Here is a 14620-nt window from a genome sequence, read left to right as displayed (position 1 = left end):
GTAAGTTACGGAGCGTGGATCTGGACTTCGTGTGCACGCATGCCGGCCGCCCCGCCGCCGCCCTCACCCGCAGGGACGTGGCCCGCGCCTTGCTCGCCGTGCCCTCCGGGGTGGCGCTGGTGGCGCTGCCCGACCTGCGGCGCGCGTTGATGGCCGCGGGCAACCCGCTCTCCCTGGCGTTCTGGGAGTCGGCCAGGGCGACACTGGGCGCGATCGAGTCGGGTGTCGCCACGGTCGGCGACGTGCAGCGCTGGGTCGAGTCGACCGGCACCGAGCCCATGCTGATGACGCCCGGCTACTTCGTCTGGCCGGAGGAGGACGAGCGCGGGCCGGTGGCCGAGGAGATGTTCTCGCTGCTCGTGCGGTATCTGGAGGAACGCGTCAGCGCGGGGGAGATCGATCCCGACGCGCTGGTCGCCGGTGACTCGGGGGCCCGCAGGACGTACGAGGAGCTTCAGGAGCGCTGGCTGAGCGAGCCGCAGCCCGACGGCCGGGTGCCCGGGTTCGCGGTCAGTGACGAGCAGGACGAGGAGCTGTTCGCCGCCTGGGACGAGGAGGAGGCGTTCGCGCTGGCCGAGCTGCGGCGGATCGTCGGCGAGCTGCCCAAGCCGCCCGAGCTGCCCGCCGACGAGCTGCGACGGGCCGGGACACTGCTACGTGAGCTGCTCGGCCTGCCCGGCTATCCGGCGAACGTGCTGCGGGCCTGCGCCGGGCTCGACGACCGGCCGATACCCGAGGACGACGGCGAGCTCTGGCTGTCGGTGGCGGCCGGCATCGCCGGGCCCATCTCCGACCTGTCGGAGGCCGGCGACAGCCTGGAGGAGTTCGCGGACCTCGACGGCGACCTCAGCCACGAGGACACCGTGCTGGCCAACCTGTGCGCCATCCAGCACGCCGACTGGCTGGCCGCGGTGGCGGCCCTGACCAGGCTGGGGCCTGGCGTGCTCGCCTCGCCCGAGCGGCTGGCCCGGCTCATCGCCGAGTCGGAGGACATCGACATCGACGACCAGGACGCCGACGACCTCGACGCGACCGAGCGGCTGTTCGTGCCGGTGGTCACCTTGTGGGGCTATCTGGGCATCGTCGACACCGAGGACGTGCTCACCCCGCTGGGCTGGTGGGGCCTGCCCAAGGCCCTCGAACGCGCGTGGTCCCCTGGCGACTGACGCGCCTGGTCACTCCGCGGCTGAGCCGTCGACCAGGTCCTTGTACTGGGGGTGGCGCTCGATGTACTTGCCGACGTACGGGCAGAGGGGCACCACCCGCAGGCCGGTGTCCCTGCTCGCGTCGAGCGCGTGCCCGACCAGCTTGCCCGCCAGGCCCTGCCCCTCATGCTCGGGCAGCACCTCGGTGTGCGTGAAGACGATCTTCGTGGGCAGCAGACGGTAGTCGGCGAACCCGGCGACCGTGCCGTCCACGAGAATCTCGAACCGGCTCTCCGCCACGTTGTCGACTATTTCGACCGGCATCTATTCGGCCTTCTTGTCGTCGATGTCGGCCGCCCGGGGCACCTGGATCTTCGACATCTGCTTGTTCATCGATTTGATCAGGACGTACAGGGCGACCCCGATGAGGGCGACGACGACGAAGCCGAGCAGGCCCGGACTCACATCACCCGCTGCGAGAGTTATCACTCCTCCAGTCTGCCACCGGGGGGTCATGCTCCGGTCAGTGGCAGGCGGCAGGCGTGGATTCGGGTCAGTGGCAGGCGGCGGAGACCTCGTCGGCGTGGATTCCGGCGAACAGATCGTCTTCCGGCAGCTCGGTGTCGACCAGGGAGCGCGCCAGGTGGTAGTCCTCGGTCGGCCAGATCTCCTGCTGGAGCTCGCGCGGGCAGACGAACCAGAAGCCGTCGGGGTCCACCTGGGTGGCGTGCGCGAGCAGCGCCTCGTCGCGCAGCTCGAAGTAGTCGGCGCAGGGCACCCGGGTCGTCACCGGCCACTTGGCGGGCCGGTCCTCCCAGCGGGAGATCCAGTCGGAGTAGGGGGAGCCCATGCCGCGCGAGGTCATCGCGTCGTGCAGCGCCTCGAACCGCTCCTTGGTGAAGCCCATTTGGTAGTAAAGCTTCAGCGGCTGCCACGGGTCGCCGGTGCCCGGGTAGCGGTCGGGGTCGCCGGCCGCCTCGAACGCCTCCACCGAGACCCGGTTGGTCATGATGTGGTCGGGGTGCGGGTAGCCACCGTCGTCGTCGTACGTGACGATGACGTGCGGCCTGAACGCGCGCACGGCGGCCACAAGGGGCGCGGAGGCGTCTTCGAGCTTCTGCACCGCGAAGCAGCCCTCGGGCAGCTCCTCCTCCTCGTTCTCCGGCAGGCCGGAGTCGACGAAGCCCATGAACTCCTGCTGAACTCCAAGAATCTCCCGCGCGCGGGCCATCTCCGCTTTGCGGACCTCGCCGATGTTGTCGACGATCTCCGGCCGGTCCATCTTGGGGTTGAGCACAGAGCCTCGCTCACCGCCCGTGAGCGTACAAACCAGCACGTCAACGCCTTCACGGACGTAGCGCGCCATCGTGGCGGCGCCCTTGCTCGACTCGTCGTCGGGGTGGGCGTGGACGGCCATCAGCCTCAACGGTGCACTCACGGGCTCGATGTCTCCTCAGTTGGACCGATCACTTGCCCAGAGAGGTTAGGTTCAGCTGGGCGGTCGCGAGGGCGTGACCCCCGCAGGGAACAATTGTCTCGGATAACGCTGAGGGAGTGCAGGGAGATTCCGCCATGGCCACCGAAGATGTCGAGAGCCGTCCAGTTCTCGGCACACCCGACGACTTCCCCGACCGTCCTGAGCGCCGGGGCCGCTTCGTCGTGCACGTCGTCATCGGCGTGCTGGTGGCCATCATCGCAGGTGGCTGGGGCTACGTGATGTGGTCGATGACCGGCGGCAACACCGGGGCCATCCCCCAGGTGGTGTCGTTCCAGGCCAATCGCCCGGACGAGGCCGAGATCACCTTCGAGGTGAGCAAGCCGGCCGACCGGGTCGCCGTATGTCGTATCAGGGCCACAGATGTCAACCACGCAGAAGTGGGCAGCAGGGAAGTAAGAATTCCGGCTGGTGGGGGTACTAAGCAGCTCAAGGAGCGCCTGGACACGAGTGCCCAGGCCACGTCCGTCCACATCCAGTACTGCAATCTCGTAGAATGAGACGTTTGAGGAAGCGTACGAGCTGTTGAGTTGTTAGCCTTTCGCAATTCAACCGCACGCAACCTCTAGTGATCTCAGGGCCCCCTAGGCAAGCAAGGAGAACCCGTGGCCGACTCTCGCGATGAGAACGTCACATGGCTGACGCAGGAGGCGTACGACCGTCTCAAGGCGGAGTATGAATACCTCTCGGGCCCAGGGCGCGTCGACATCGCCAAGAAGATCGAGGCCGCCCGTGAGGAAGGTGACCTGAAGGAGAACGGCGGCTATCACGCGGCCAAGGATGAGCAGGGCAAGATGGAGGCCCGCATCTTCCACCTCCGGCAGATCATCGACAACGCCCAGGTGGGAGAGGCACCGAAGACCGAAGGGGTCGTCGGCCCCGGCATGACCGTGACGATCCGGTTCGTCCGTGACGACGATGAGGTGACCTTCCTGCTGGCGTCCCGTGAGGAGAGCGGCGCCCCGATCGACGTGTACTCGCCGAAATCGCCCCTTGGCGCGGCGATCAATGGTAAAAAGATCGGCGAAAAGGCGACCTACTCCATGCCCAACGGTCGCCAGAACACCGTCGAGATCCTCGAGGCCGTTCCGTACATCGGCAACTGACTTCCGAAGACACAACCCGCCGGGCCCACGACGGTCCGGCGGATTTTTCGCGTTCCTCCGGTATCCGGCAGGATCTCAGCTTCCTGGTCCGCTCCAGGAAGCGGCGTGACCACCACAAGCTGGTCCCGTTCATCGTGGTTTCGCTCGTCGCGGTGCTGACCGTCGACCTGCTGCTGCTCGCGCAGGTGGGCCAGCGGCAGGTGGGCGGCCAGCTGCCCGCGGCCGCCGTACGACCGCAGTATCGCCCCGTGCCCCAGCAGACCCTGGCGGCCGAGGCCGGCAAGACCGCGCAGCCGGTGAAGCCGCTGGGCCAATTACACAAGCCCAACCTCTTCGTGGTCACCCGCAAGCCGCTGACCAACGAACTGCTGCGCAAGGTGGCGCGGCTGCGAGGGGTGACCGCGCTCGAACTCGCCGACGCGGCCTCGATCATGCTCGACGACAAGCGGGTGCAGACGCTCGCGGTCGACCCCTCCACCTTCCGCGCCTACACGCCGAAGGTCACGGCGGCCTCCGACGCGCTGTGGAACAACGTGGCGGCCGGTGACGTGGCGGTCTCGTTCGTGCTCGGCAGCGACGGGGGCCTCAGTCTGCACAGCCGGGTGCGCGGGCCCGCCGGGCCGCTGCGCATCGGGGCCTATGCCACGACCGGCTTCGGGGCGGTCGACGCCGTCGTCTCCCGCGAGGTCGGACGCACGCTCGGCCTGCCGCGCGACAACGCGCTGATCGTGAGCGCGCCCAAGGCCAACTCCGACAAGCTGCGCAAGGCCCTGCTCAAGGTGCTGCCCAAGGGCACACAGACGGCCATGGTCAACCCGGTGCTGCCTCCCGCGCAGGCCAAGGCCCGTACCTGGGCGGCCGGCTCGTTCATGAGCGGCGAGCAGATCACCGTCGCGCTCAGGGCCGCCGCCACCAAGCTGGGCAGGCCGTACGTGTGGGGCGCGGAAGGCCCTGACACGTTCGACTGCTCGGGCCTGGTCCAGTGGGCCTTCGCGCAGGCGGGCGTGCGCATGCCGCGGGTGACGCACCAGCAATGGATGGCCGGGCCGCAGGTGCCCCTCGCCCAGATCCAGCCAGGTGACCTGATCTTCTGGCGCCTGGACCCGACCAATCCCGGCTACATCTCGCACGTGGCGATCTACTGGGGCGACGGCAAGATGGTGGTGGCCCCGCGCACCGGCGACGTGGTCAAGATCGCCCCGATGAGCACCCGGAACCTGGCCGGGATCGTCAGGGTCAGCCCGACGCTCGCGGCCCGCGTTCGCTGACGGCTTCATTCATCAATAGACAGCCCTTCCGTACGTGCTTTTTCCCCGCAACCGTGTAATTCTAATTACATGGCAAGTGACGAAGCAGCGGCCCAGATCAAGGGCTGGTTCACCGGGCGGTTGCCCGAGGAATGGTTTACCGAGGCGCCGGAGATCGTCCGGGACCGCGAGGAGATCGCGGTGCTCGGCACGCTGCCGGAGCCCAGCTCCGAGGGATCGGACGCCGAGCGGGCGGCCCTGATCGAGGGGCTCATCGGACGGTTCAGGGAAGAGACGCGCGAGCGCCGCATCGAGATCGCCAAGGAGGCGGAGCGGCGGTTCCGGCAGAAGGTGTCCTGGGGGGTCGTCTGCGGCGACACCACTGTGATGTTCACCACTCTTTCGGTGCCCGTCATGACACGCCTGCGACAGCAGGAACGCCAGGTGCTCGACACGCTCGTCGCCGCGGGTGTGGCCCGCAGCCGCAGTGACGCGCTGGCCTGGTGCGTACGACTGGTCGGAAAGAACACCGACACCTGGCTGTCCGAACTGCGAGACGCGCTGCAACACGTCGACCGAGTTCGCTCCGCCGGGCCGGACGTCAATTCCTGAGAGTACGCAGGAGAAACTCTCCGGCGAATGGACTAAACCTCTTGCGAAATTGGTTTAGACCAACTCCATTCGCCGGCAGGGAGCGAGTCGCTTTCTTTTGAAACCGCTTCTTCGGGGTAGGCTCCCCCAATCATCGAGGCCGCAGCCTGCGGCGACGGCCGGATCCAGGCATAGGTCTATGCCAATTGGCTTTTTCGCGCCGTCGTCGTGAATGATGTTTGGGCCCTGAAGAGTGGAGGAGCCGCCGCCGTGTCCGTTTCCGTGGAAGTACCCGCCCCGACGAGCAATGCCGAATTGGTCGCCTGGGTGAACCAGATCGCCGCATTGACCCAGCCCGACCGGATCGAGTGGTGCGATGGCTCGGAGGAGGAGTGGACGCGCCTGACCAACCTGCTCGTCGAGCAGGGCACGTTCACGCGCCTGGCCAAGCGGCCCAACAGTTTCTACGCCAAGTCCGACCCGACCGACGTGGCCCGGGTCGAGGACCGCACGTTCATCTGCTCCGAGCGCGAGGAGGACGCCGGGCCGACGAACAACTGGGTCGCGCCCGCCGAGATGCGCCGGACGTTCGACAAGCTGTTCGCCGGCAGCATGCGCGGCCGGACCATGTACGTCGTGCCGTTCTGCATGGGCCCGCTGGGCGGGGAGATCTCCCAGCTCGGCGTCGAGATCACCGACTCGCCGTACGTGGCCGTCTCCATGCGGGTCATGACCCGCATGGGGGAGCGGGCGCTGCGCCTGATCGAGGAGCGCGGCGAGTTCGTCAAGGCCGTCCACTCCGTCGGCGCGCCGCTGGCTGACGGCCAGGAGGACGTGCCGTGGCCGTGCAGCTCGACCAAGTACATCAGCCACTTCCCGGAGAGCCGCGAGATCTGGTCCTACGGCTCCGGCTATGGCGGCAACGCGCTGCTCGGCAAGAAGTGCTACGCCCTGCGCATCGCCAGCGTCATGGCCCGCGACGAGGGCTGGCTGGCCGAGCACATGCTCATCCTCAAGCTGACCCCGCCCTCGGGCGAGACCCGCTACATCGCGGCCGCGTTCCCGAGCGCCTGCGGCAAGACCAACCTCGCCATGCTCCAGCCGACGATCCCCGGCTGGAAGGTCGAGACGGTCGGTGACGACATCGCCTGGATGCGGTTCGGCGACGACGGCCGCCTCTACGCCATCAACCCCGAGGCCGGCTTCTTCGGCGTCGCGCCCGGCACCGGCGAGGTCACCAACGCCAACGCGGTCAAGACGCTCTGGGGCAACAGCATCTTCACCAACGTCGCGCTGACCGACGACGGGGACGTGTGGTGGGAGGGGCTCACCGCCGAGCCGCCCGCGCACCTGACCGACTGGAAGGGCCGCTCGTGGACGCCGGAGTCCGACGAGCCCGCCGCCCATCCGAACGCGCGCTTCACCACCCCCGCCGCGCAGTGCCCGACCATCGCCCCCGAATGGCAGGACCCCAAGGGCGTGCCCATTTCGGCGATCCTGTTCGGCGGCCGCCGCGCCACCGCGGTGCCGCTGGTCACCGAGTCGCTGAGCTGGGAGCACGGCGTCTTCCTCGGAGCCAACGTCGCCTCCGAGAAGACCGCCGCCGCCGAGGGCAAGGTCGGTGAGCTGCGTCACGACCCGTTCGCGATGCTGCCGTTCTGCGGCTACAACATGGGCGACTACTTCGCCCACTGGCTGGAGATCGGCCGCCGCAAGAACGCCAGGCTGCCGCGCATCTACTACGTGAACTGGTTCCGCAAGAACGCCGACGGCAAGTTCATCTGGCCCGGCTTCGGCGAGAACAGCCGCGTGCTCAAGTGGATCGTGGACCGGCTCAACGGCGAGGCCGAGGCCGTGTCCAGCCCGATCGGCCTGCTGCCGGACGCGCTCGACGTCGAGGGCCTGGACCTGGCGGAAGAGGACCTGCGTACGCTGCTCACGGTCGACCGCGAGGTGTGGCGGGAGGAGGCGGCGCTGATCCCGGCCCACTTCGACAAGTTCGGCTCGCACCTGCCCAAGGAGCTGTGGGAGGAGTACAACGCCCTCCTCGACCGGCTGAGCTGACCCACCGGAACCGATCTGCGCCAACCGGCAGCCACCGGAACCAATCGGCACCGACCGCGCCGGCCGTCACGAAGACGGCCGGCGCGCTCAGTCGGGCGTCCGGCCGGGCGGCGCGCTCAGTCGGGCGTCCGGCCGGGCGGCGCGCTCAGTCGGGCGTCCGGCCGGGCGGCGCGCTCAGTCGGGCGTCAGGGCGGGCGGCGCGCTCAGTCGCGCGTCAGGCCGGGCGACCGCATGGCTGCTGCCTCTTGATCTGATAATCCAGACATCCTAGGTTTGCCGGGTGATAGTGGATGCGCACCAGCATTTCTGGAATGTCGAGACCGGCTGGTACACCTGGCTGACCCCCGACCTAGGCCCCCTGCACCGCACCTACGCCCCCGAGGACCTCCAGCCGGAGCTCGCCGCCACCGGCATAGAAGCCACGGTCCTGGTGCAGGCGGCCGACTGCTACGAGGACACCGACGCCATGCTGGCCCAGGCCGAGGCGCACGACTTCATCGCCGCGGTCGTCGGCTGGGTGCCGCTGGAGCGCCCGGAGGAGGCCGCGGCGGCCATCGACCGCTACGGGAGACATCCGAAGTTTGCCGGTGTCCGCCACCTCATCCACGACGAGCCCGACCCCGACTGGGTGGTCCGAGACCGCGTCCTGGAGTCGCTGGGACTGCTGGCCGAGGCCGGTCTGACCCTCGATGTGCCGTCGTTGCTGCCGCGCCACCTCGACCACGTCGTCACCCTCGCCGAGCGGCATCCGAACCTGAAGATCGTCATCGACCACCTGTCCAAGCCGCGGATCAAGGACCACGAGTGGGAGCCGTGGGCCGCCCAGCTCACCCGGGCCGCCGCGTGCCCCAACGTGTACGCCAAGGTCTCGGGATTGGTCACCGAGGCGGACCACCAGGAGTGGACTGTGGAGGACCTCAGGCCGTACGTGGAGCACGCGGTGGAGGCGTTCGGGCCCGAGCGGCTGATGTACGGCAGCGACTGGCCTGTGGCCCTGCTGGCGGCCGACTACCGGACGGTCTGGGAGGTGGCCACGGCCCTGCTCGGCGGCACAGATCGCGACCAGGTATTCGGTGGCACAGCTGGGTATTTCTACGGGTTTGCCGGGGTTTGACGGGGGATACCCTCTTGACATGGGAGGACTCCGCTGTGTTGACGGCTCATACCTGACCGTCACGCCCGTCGCGTGCACGGACAGCGTCGGCATGCCGTACGAGATCACCCTGGAACTCCGCCGCGACGGCGCGCCGTACGGGATCGTGGGCGAGCGCTGCGGCTGGCTGCTGGAACGGCTGGCGCGCGGCGTCAGCCGGGCACGCGAGGAGCAGGAGCAGGGCGAAGCGGGCAAATGGCCGGATCCTGATGACAGGTTTCCCGGCGACGAAGGCGGGAGCGAGCTGTTCTCGTTCCGATATCGCGCGAGGTCCGGCGCGGTGAACGGCGGGGAGCTACGCTGCCAGCTCAGGACCATCCCCATCTGGCTACCCGCCCAGGGCGAGTGGCGGGTGACCCGCAGGGCCTACGTCGAAGCCTGGGGCTCCAGCGGCGTGGGGATGCGGGCGGTCCTGACATCGTCCGAGTTGGCCGCGTTCGTACACGGTCTGGTCGACGAGGCGGAGGACTGCCTGGGCGGCCGGGATTCCGGTTGAGGGGGCAGGCGGGGGTGAAACGCGGTGATAATTGCCTGTTGGGTCATTCGACCATAGGCACGGCACCGATGGGGAGGACTCCGTGGGCCTGCGCGATCTGGTCTACCGGCTGTACGAGCACCGGCTGGAGACCAAGCTGTCGAAGGACAGCGTCCCCCGGCACGTCGGGGTCATCATCGACGGCAACCGGCGCTGGGCGCGGGCCATGGGCATGCGTGATGTCGCGAGTGGTCACCGCAAGGGTGCCGACAAGATAGCCGAGCTGGTCACCTGGTGCCGCGAGACCGGCGTCGAGGTGGTCACCATCTGGATGCTGTCCAACGACAACCTCAACCGGCCGAGCGAGGAGCTGGAGCCGCTCCTGCGCATCATCGAGGACGTGACGCGGGAGCTGGTGGAGGCGGGCTGGCGGATCAGCCCGGTCGGCGCGCTGGATCTGCTCCCCGACCGGACGGCGAATGTCCTCAAAAACGCAAAAGAAGTCACATCGCACCGTCCCGGCCTGATTGTGAACGTTGCAGTTGGGTATGGAGGAAGGCGTGAGATTGCCGATGCGGTGCGCTCACTCCTCCAGGAGCACGCCAGCAAGGGTGCCAGCATCGAGGACCTCGTCGAGGTACTCGATGTCGAGCACATCGCGGAGCATCTCTACACTCGCGGCCAACCCGACCCGGATCTTCTCATCCGGACCTCAGGCGAGCAACGCCTGTCGGGCTTCATGCTGTGGCAGAGCGCTCACTCAGAGTTCTACTTCCATGAGGCATACTGGCCCGACTTCCGCAGGGTGGACTTCCTGCGGGCGCTGCGCGACTACGCCGCGAGACACCGACGTTACGGTTCCTGACGGGACAACTGGGTATCCAGGACGTAACGTGATAAGTGTCCGGTCACAGGCCGGACACTCCGGAGAGGGCCCGCCTTTGCACCAACACCTGCCGCGGGGGGCCGGAATCCGGCGCCGCCGACAGGTCTTGGTCGGGGACGCGGGTCCGGTCCGGTTCCCACCTCGTCTGCAGGGTGCCCGTTTCGATGGGCGCCCGGGGGAGAACGTGTGGCAGTGTCCTCGAGCAACCCTTCGATCAACCCGGCCAAGCGCACGTACGTGCTGGACACCTCGGTCCTGCTAGCGGACCCGGCGGCCATGACCCGGTTCGCTGAGCACGACGTGGTCCTCCCGATCGTGGTCATCACCGAACTGGAGGGCAAGCGACACCACCCCGAACTCGGCTATTTCGCGAGGAAAGCTTTGCGCTACCTCGACGATCTACGAGTTCAGTACGGCCGGCTGGACGAGCCGATGCCCACGGGAGACGGCACGATCAGGGTTGAGCTCAACCACAGTGATCCATCCATCTTGCCCGTCGGGTTCCGCCTTGGCGACAATGACACCCGCATCCTGACCGTGGCGCGCTCGCTCGCCGCCGAGGGCTGCGATGTCGTGCTGGTCTCCAAGGATCTGCCCATGAGGGTCAAGGCCGCCTCGATCGGCTTGTCCGCGGAGGAATACCGCGCCGAGCTGGTGGTCGAGTCGGGCTGGACCGGGATGGCCGAGGTCCAGGTGACCACGGAGGATGTGGGAACGCTCTTCGAGCACGGCACGGCGGATCTGGAGGAGGCCAGAGACCTGCCGACGCACACAGGCCTGCGGATGCTGTCGGCCAAGGGCTCGGCACTCGGCCGCGTGCTGCCGGACAAGTCGGTGCGGCTGGTGCGTGGCGACCGGGAGGTGTTCGGCCTGCACGGCCGCTCCGCGGAGCAGCGCATCGCGCTCGACCTGCTGATGGACCCGGAGATCGGGATCGTCTCGCTGGGCGGGCGCGCGGGCACCGGCAAGTCGGCGCTGGCACTCTGCGCGGGCCTGGAGGCCGTGCTGGAGCGCCGCCAGCACCGCAAGGTCGTCGTCTTCCGCCCCCTGTACGCCGTCGGCGGCCAGGAGCTCGGCTACCTGCCCGGCTCCGAGGGCGAGAAGATGGGCCCGTGGGCCCAGGCGGTCTTCGACACCCTGGGCGCGGTCAGCTCGCCCGAGGTGATCGAGGAGGTGCTCGACCGCGGCATGCTGGAGGTGCTGCCGCTCACGCACATCCGCGGCCGGTCGCTGCACGACGCGTTCGTGATCGTGGACGAGGCGCAGTCGCTGGAGCGCGGGGTGCTGCTGACCGTGCTGAGCAGGATCGGCGCCAACTCCCGGGTGGTGCTCACCCACGACATCGCCCAGCGTGACAACCTGCGGGTCGGCCGGCACGACGGTGTCGTGGCGGTGGTGGAGAAGCTGAAGGGCCATCCGCTGTTCGCGCACGTGACGCTGACCAGGTCGGAGCGCTCGCCGATCGCCGCACTGGTGACCGAGATGCTGGAGGACATCACCCTGTAAGGCCCTTCAGGTAGGTCACTTCAGGTCGCCGCAGATGAACCGTCCCTCCGTCTTGGAGGGGCGGTCGTCCGGGTACTGGTGGACGATCTTGACCTGCTCGAACGCGGCGTCCTGCTGGGCCGTACAGACGATCTGGGCCTTGGCCAGTTTGCTCAGCGTGCCCTCGCCCCTGATGAAGACGGTCAGCGTCGAGGTGCGCGGCAGCTGGACCTCGTCGCGCTGGATGGGGTTCAGCGAGTCCTCGATGCGCTCGAAGGTGAAGCCGCGCAGGGCGGTGTCCCGGTCGCCGAGCGGCATCCCGGAGGCGTCGAACAGGGCGGTGAGCAGGCTGCTGACCGTGTCGGAGTCGACGTCGGCGGGCTCCAGTGTCAGCTTGCCGTTCTTGAGCAGGTAGATGGTCTTCGACGGCGGCGGCACCTCGATGACCGGCGGCGCGGCACGTTCCTCGACGTCCGTGGGGGAGATGCCGCAGGCGGCCACCGCGAAGAGAGCGAGGAGCGCGGCTACGAGGGCCCGACGGTCAGCCATGAGGCAGCCAGACCGTGAAGAGCGTGCCCGGCTCCTGCCGGCGCACCGAGATGGTGCCGCCGTGCAGGTGTACGTTGGCCCGCGCGATGGCCAGACCGAGACCGCTGCCCTGGCTGCGCGCCCGCCCCGCGCCGGCCTTGAAGAAGCGGTCGAACACATGGGGCATCGCCTCGACCGGGATGCCCTTGCCGTGGTCGCGTACCTTGACCTCCAGCCCGTTCTTGGTGGCCCTGGCGTTGACCACCACCGGCGGCAGTCCGTGCTTGAGCGCGTTGCCGACGAGGTTGGCCACGATGACGTCGAACCTCCTCGGGTCGAGATTGACCGTCAGGATGCGGGAGGTGTGCACCTCCACCTGCTCGCTCCAGCCGCGTACCTCCAGGCAGTCGTGGATGGCGTCGCACACGTTGACCGGTTCCAGGTTGAGCGTCGCCGTGCCCGCGTCGAAGCGGCTGATCTCGATGAGGTGCTCGACCAGGCCGCGCAGCCGCTCGATCTCCCGCAGCACCAGGCGTACCGCCTCCGCGGGCTCGCTGGGCAGCCGCTCGGCCTCCTCGGAGAGCATGTCGGCCACGGCGGTCATCGCGGTGAGCGGGGTGCGCAGCTCGTGCGAGACGTCGGCGACGAAGCGGCGCGACAGCGCCTCCAGCGCGCGCAGCTCCGACACGCTGAGCTCCAGCGCCGCCGCCGCGTCGTTGAACCTGGAGGTGAGCTCGGCCAGCTCGTCCTGACCGTGTACGGGCAGGCGCGTGTCCAGGCGGCCCTGACCGAGCGCCTGCGCGGCGGCGCTGAGCCGCCTGACGGGCAGCAGCACCTGCCTGGCCGACAGCAAGGCCACGACCAGGGCGATCATCAGGATGACCACGCCGCCCTGGGTGAGCTTGCCCCTGAGCGTGGACAGCTGGCGCTCGTCGTCGCGCAGCGGGAAGAACACGAAGGCCCGCAGGCCGGTGGCCTCGGGTCCGGCGTCGGTGCTGCGGTAGACCTCGGCGCCGACGATGAGCCAGAGCTCGTCGTGGATGAGGGTGCGCTGGGTGACGACGTTCCGCTTGGCGCGGCCGTACAGCTCGTTGGGCACGTCGTTCATGTTGAGCGGGCCTTCGGCGTAGGCCAGGTTCTTGTACTCGACGACGACGCTGCGGCCGGGGCCGTTGAGGGACTGGGCGACGTTCTCCAGGTTCTTGGTGGTGGGCGGGGCCTCGCCCTGCCGGAGCGTGCCGACCGGGAAGGTGATGCGGCCCAGTTCCCTGGTCACCAGGTCGATGGAGGTGTCCTCGGCCCGTTTGATGAGCGCCGACTTGGCCAGCTCGAAACCGATGGTGGCGACGAGGAAGGAGGCGGTGACGGCGACCAGGGTGAACGTGATGACCAGGCGCGCGCGCAGCCCGGTGGGCAGCGGGATCACGGAGGGCTGAACCGGTAACCGAACCCGCGCACGGTGTGGATGAACACCGGCTCCGCCGGTCTCGGCTCGATCTTCGCGCGTACCCGCTGCACGCAGGCGTCGACCAGGCGCGAGTCGGCCACGTGCGTGTGGTCCCAGACGGCCCGCAGCAGGTAGCGACGGTTGAGCACCTGGCCGGGATGCCGTACGAGCTCCAGCAGCAGCCGCAGCTCGGTCGGCGTCAGGTGGATCTCCTTGCTGTCCAGCGTGACCTTCAGCGCGCCCCGGTCGATCATGAGGTCGCCGAAGGAGATCCGGTCGGAGGCGGCGGACTCGGCCCGGCGCAGGATGGCGCGGATGCGGGCGTCCAGGACCCGGGGTTCGACCGGTTTGACCACGTAGTCGTCGGCGCCGGCCTCCAGCCCGACCACCACGTCCAGGTCGTCGCCGCGCGCGGTGAGCAGGATGACCGGGAGCTGGTCGAGCCGGCGGATGCGCCGGCACACCTCGACCCCGTCCATGCCGGGCAGCATGACGTCGAGGATCGCGATCTCGGGGCGGCGGGACCTGACGTGCTCGAGGGCTTCCTCGCCGGTCGCGTACGAGGTGACGGAGTGCCCCTGCCTGGTCAGCGCCAGCTCTAGAGCCGTGCGGACGGAGGGGTCGTCTTCGACGAGGAGGATGCCAGCCACGCGGACATTATTCTTCCCAGCTGCGACTATCTGCGTTCTGTCATGAAACTGTGACATGGCGCGCACAAGACCCAAAACAACGCCAGGCACGCTAGAAGCGGCCCTCCCTTCGGTGACGGGCGCCCGAAGGGCGGGCCGGATGATGTGACGAAAATCACACCGCTGGTAAATCTGTGCGCCAACCAGCCCGTTAGTAAATGTGGCGCCAATCGGATATCCCGTTTCGGTTGCGAACCACCCCCCATGACAGGGCAAGCTCATGGGTCGTGAGCCCTGGTCCGCAGTTGAGTGAGCGCCCCGCGCCGGAAACCCCCCGCTCGGCACGTCGACCGGCCCGTTCGTCCTCGC

The 14620-nt window shown here is 68.5% G+C and carries 16 protein-coding genes; 10 read left to right on the top strand and 6 right to left on the bottom strand.

Annotated elements, in window-relative coordinates; translation table 11 throughout:
* Positions 1-14 precede the first annotated feature (14 nt).
* The gene (locus ACGFJ2_RS34725; protein WP_393475490.1) at positions 15-1166 is read left to right on the top strand and encodes a hypothetical protein; all 1152 of its coding nucleotides are present in this window, start codon (positions 15-17) and stop codon (positions 1164-1166) included.
* 9 nt (positions 1167-1175) lie between these two features.
* Here ACGFJ2_RS34725 and ACGFJ2_RS34720 read toward each other — a convergent pair whose 3' ends face one another.
* The 3 genes from ACGFJ2_RS34720 to mca all read right to left on the bottom strand — a co-directional run bounded on the left by ACGFJ2_RS34720 (position 1176) and on the right by mca (position 2583).
* Complete coding sequence (locus ACGFJ2_RS34720) at positions 1176-1469, bottom strand: GNAT family N-acetyltransferase (RefSeq protein WP_357944017.1); 294 nt, start codon at positions 1467-1469, stop codon at positions 1176-1178.
* Positions 1470-1634 (bottom strand): hypothetical protein, encoded by a 165-nt coding sequence (locus ACGFJ2_RS34715; RefSeq protein WP_357944019.1) that lies wholly within the window; start codon positions 1632-1634, stop codon positions 1470-1472.
* A 64-nt stretch (positions 1635-1698) separates the two neighbouring features.
* Entirely contained in the window at positions 1699-2583 is an 885-nt protein-coding gene (gene mca / locus ACGFJ2_RS34710) for a mycothiol conjugate amidase Mca (protein ID WP_357944021.1), read from the bottom strand.
* Between the two features lie 134 nt (positions 2584-2717).
* On the opposite strand from mca, the gene ACGFJ2_RS34705 reads away from it, so the two are divergent.
* The 9 genes from ACGFJ2_RS34705 to ACGFJ2_RS34665 all read left to right on the top strand — a co-directional run bounded on the left by ACGFJ2_RS34705 (position 2718) and on the right by ACGFJ2_RS34665 (position 11668).
* Positions 2718-3140 carry a DUF4307 domain-containing protein gene (locus tag ACGFJ2_RS34705; protein ID WP_357944023.1) on the top strand — a complete coding sequence of 141 codons (423 nt, stop codon included), beginning with the start codon at positions 2718-2720 and terminating at the stop codon, positions 3138-3140.
* A 105-nt stretch (positions 3141-3245) separates the two neighbouring features.
* Positions 3246-3746 (top strand): transcription elongation factor GreA, encoded by a 501-nt coding sequence (gene greA / locus ACGFJ2_RS34700; protein ID WP_225296428.1) that lies wholly within the window; start codon positions 3246-3248, stop codon positions 3744-3746.
* A gap of 134 nt (positions 3747-3880) precedes the next feature.
* On the top strand, positions 3881-5014 hold the full coding sequence (locus tag ACGFJ2_RS34695) for a C40 family peptidase (protein WP_393475484.1): 1134 nt from the start codon (positions 3881-3883) through the stop codon (positions 5012-5014).
* Between the two features lie 69 nt (positions 5015-5083).
* A complete protein-coding gene (locus ACGFJ2_RS34690) occupies positions 5084-5605 on the top strand; it encodes a hypothetical protein (RefSeq protein WP_357944027.1) in 522 nt (173 codons plus the stop codon).
* A gap of 249 nt (positions 5606-5854) precedes the next feature.
* The gene (locus ACGFJ2_RS34685) at positions 5855-7648 is read left to right on the top strand and encodes a phosphoenolpyruvate carboxykinase (GTP) (RefSeq protein ID WP_357944028.1); all 1794 of its coding nucleotides are present in this window, start codon (positions 5855-5857) and stop codon (positions 7646-7648) included.
* A gap of 280 nt (positions 7649-7928) precedes the next feature.
* The gene (locus ACGFJ2_RS34680) at positions 7929-8762 is read left to right on the top strand and encodes an amidohydrolase family protein (protein ID WP_393475480.1); all 834 of its coding nucleotides are present in this window, start codon (positions 7929-7931) and stop codon (positions 8760-8762) included.
* Between the two features lie 19 nt (positions 8763-8781).
* On the top strand, positions 8782-9297 hold the full coding sequence (locus tag ACGFJ2_RS34675) for a hypothetical protein (protein ID WP_357944032.1): 516 nt from the start codon (positions 8782-8784) through the stop codon (positions 9295-9297).
* An 82-nt stretch (positions 9298-9379) separates the two neighbouring features.
* Positions 9380-10141, top strand: a complete 762-nt coding sequence (locus tag ACGFJ2_RS34670) for an isoprenyl transferase (protein WP_214639665.1) — start codon at positions 9380-9382, stop codon at positions 10139-10141.
* Positions 10142-10348: 207 nt separating this feature from the next.
* Entirely contained in the window at positions 10349-11668 is a 1320-nt protein-coding gene (locus ACGFJ2_RS34665) for a PhoH family protein (protein ID WP_357944034.1), read from the top strand.
* A 15-nt stretch (positions 11669-11683) separates the two neighbouring features.
* Here the strand turns inward: ACGFJ2_RS34665 and ACGFJ2_RS34660 are convergent, their stop codons facing one another.
* From ACGFJ2_RS34660 to ACGFJ2_RS34650, 3 genes are read right to left on the bottom strand one after another with little or no spacing between them, the layout of a single operon-like run.
* The gene (locus ACGFJ2_RS34660; protein ID WP_357944036.1) at positions 11684-12196 is read right to left on the bottom strand and encodes a hypothetical protein; all 513 of its coding nucleotides are present in this window, start codon (positions 12194-12196) and stop codon (positions 11684-11686) included.
* Entirely contained in the window at positions 12189-13601 is a 1413-nt protein-coding gene (locus ACGFJ2_RS34655) for an ATP-binding protein (RefSeq protein WP_393475475.1), read from the bottom strand. The genes ACGFJ2_RS34660 and ACGFJ2_RS34655 overlap by 8 nt, the downstream gene beginning before the upstream one ends.
* Positions 13598-14272 carry a response regulator transcription factor gene (locus tag ACGFJ2_RS34650; RefSeq protein ID WP_357944040.1) on the bottom strand — a complete coding sequence of 225 codons (675 nt, stop codon included), beginning with the start codon at positions 14270-14272 and terminating at the stop codon, positions 13598-13600. The genes ACGFJ2_RS34655 and ACGFJ2_RS34650 overlap by 4 nt, the downstream gene beginning before the upstream one ends.
* Between the last annotated feature and the right edge of the window lie 348 nt (positions 14273-14620).

Source organism: Nonomuraea sp. NPDC049028, from assembly GCF_043197735.1.
Classification (GTDB): domain Bacteria; phylum Actinomycetota; class Actinomycetes; order Streptosporangiales; family Streptosporangiaceae; genus Nonomuraea.
This window is presented reverse-complemented; position numbering and strand designations above follow the sequence as displayed.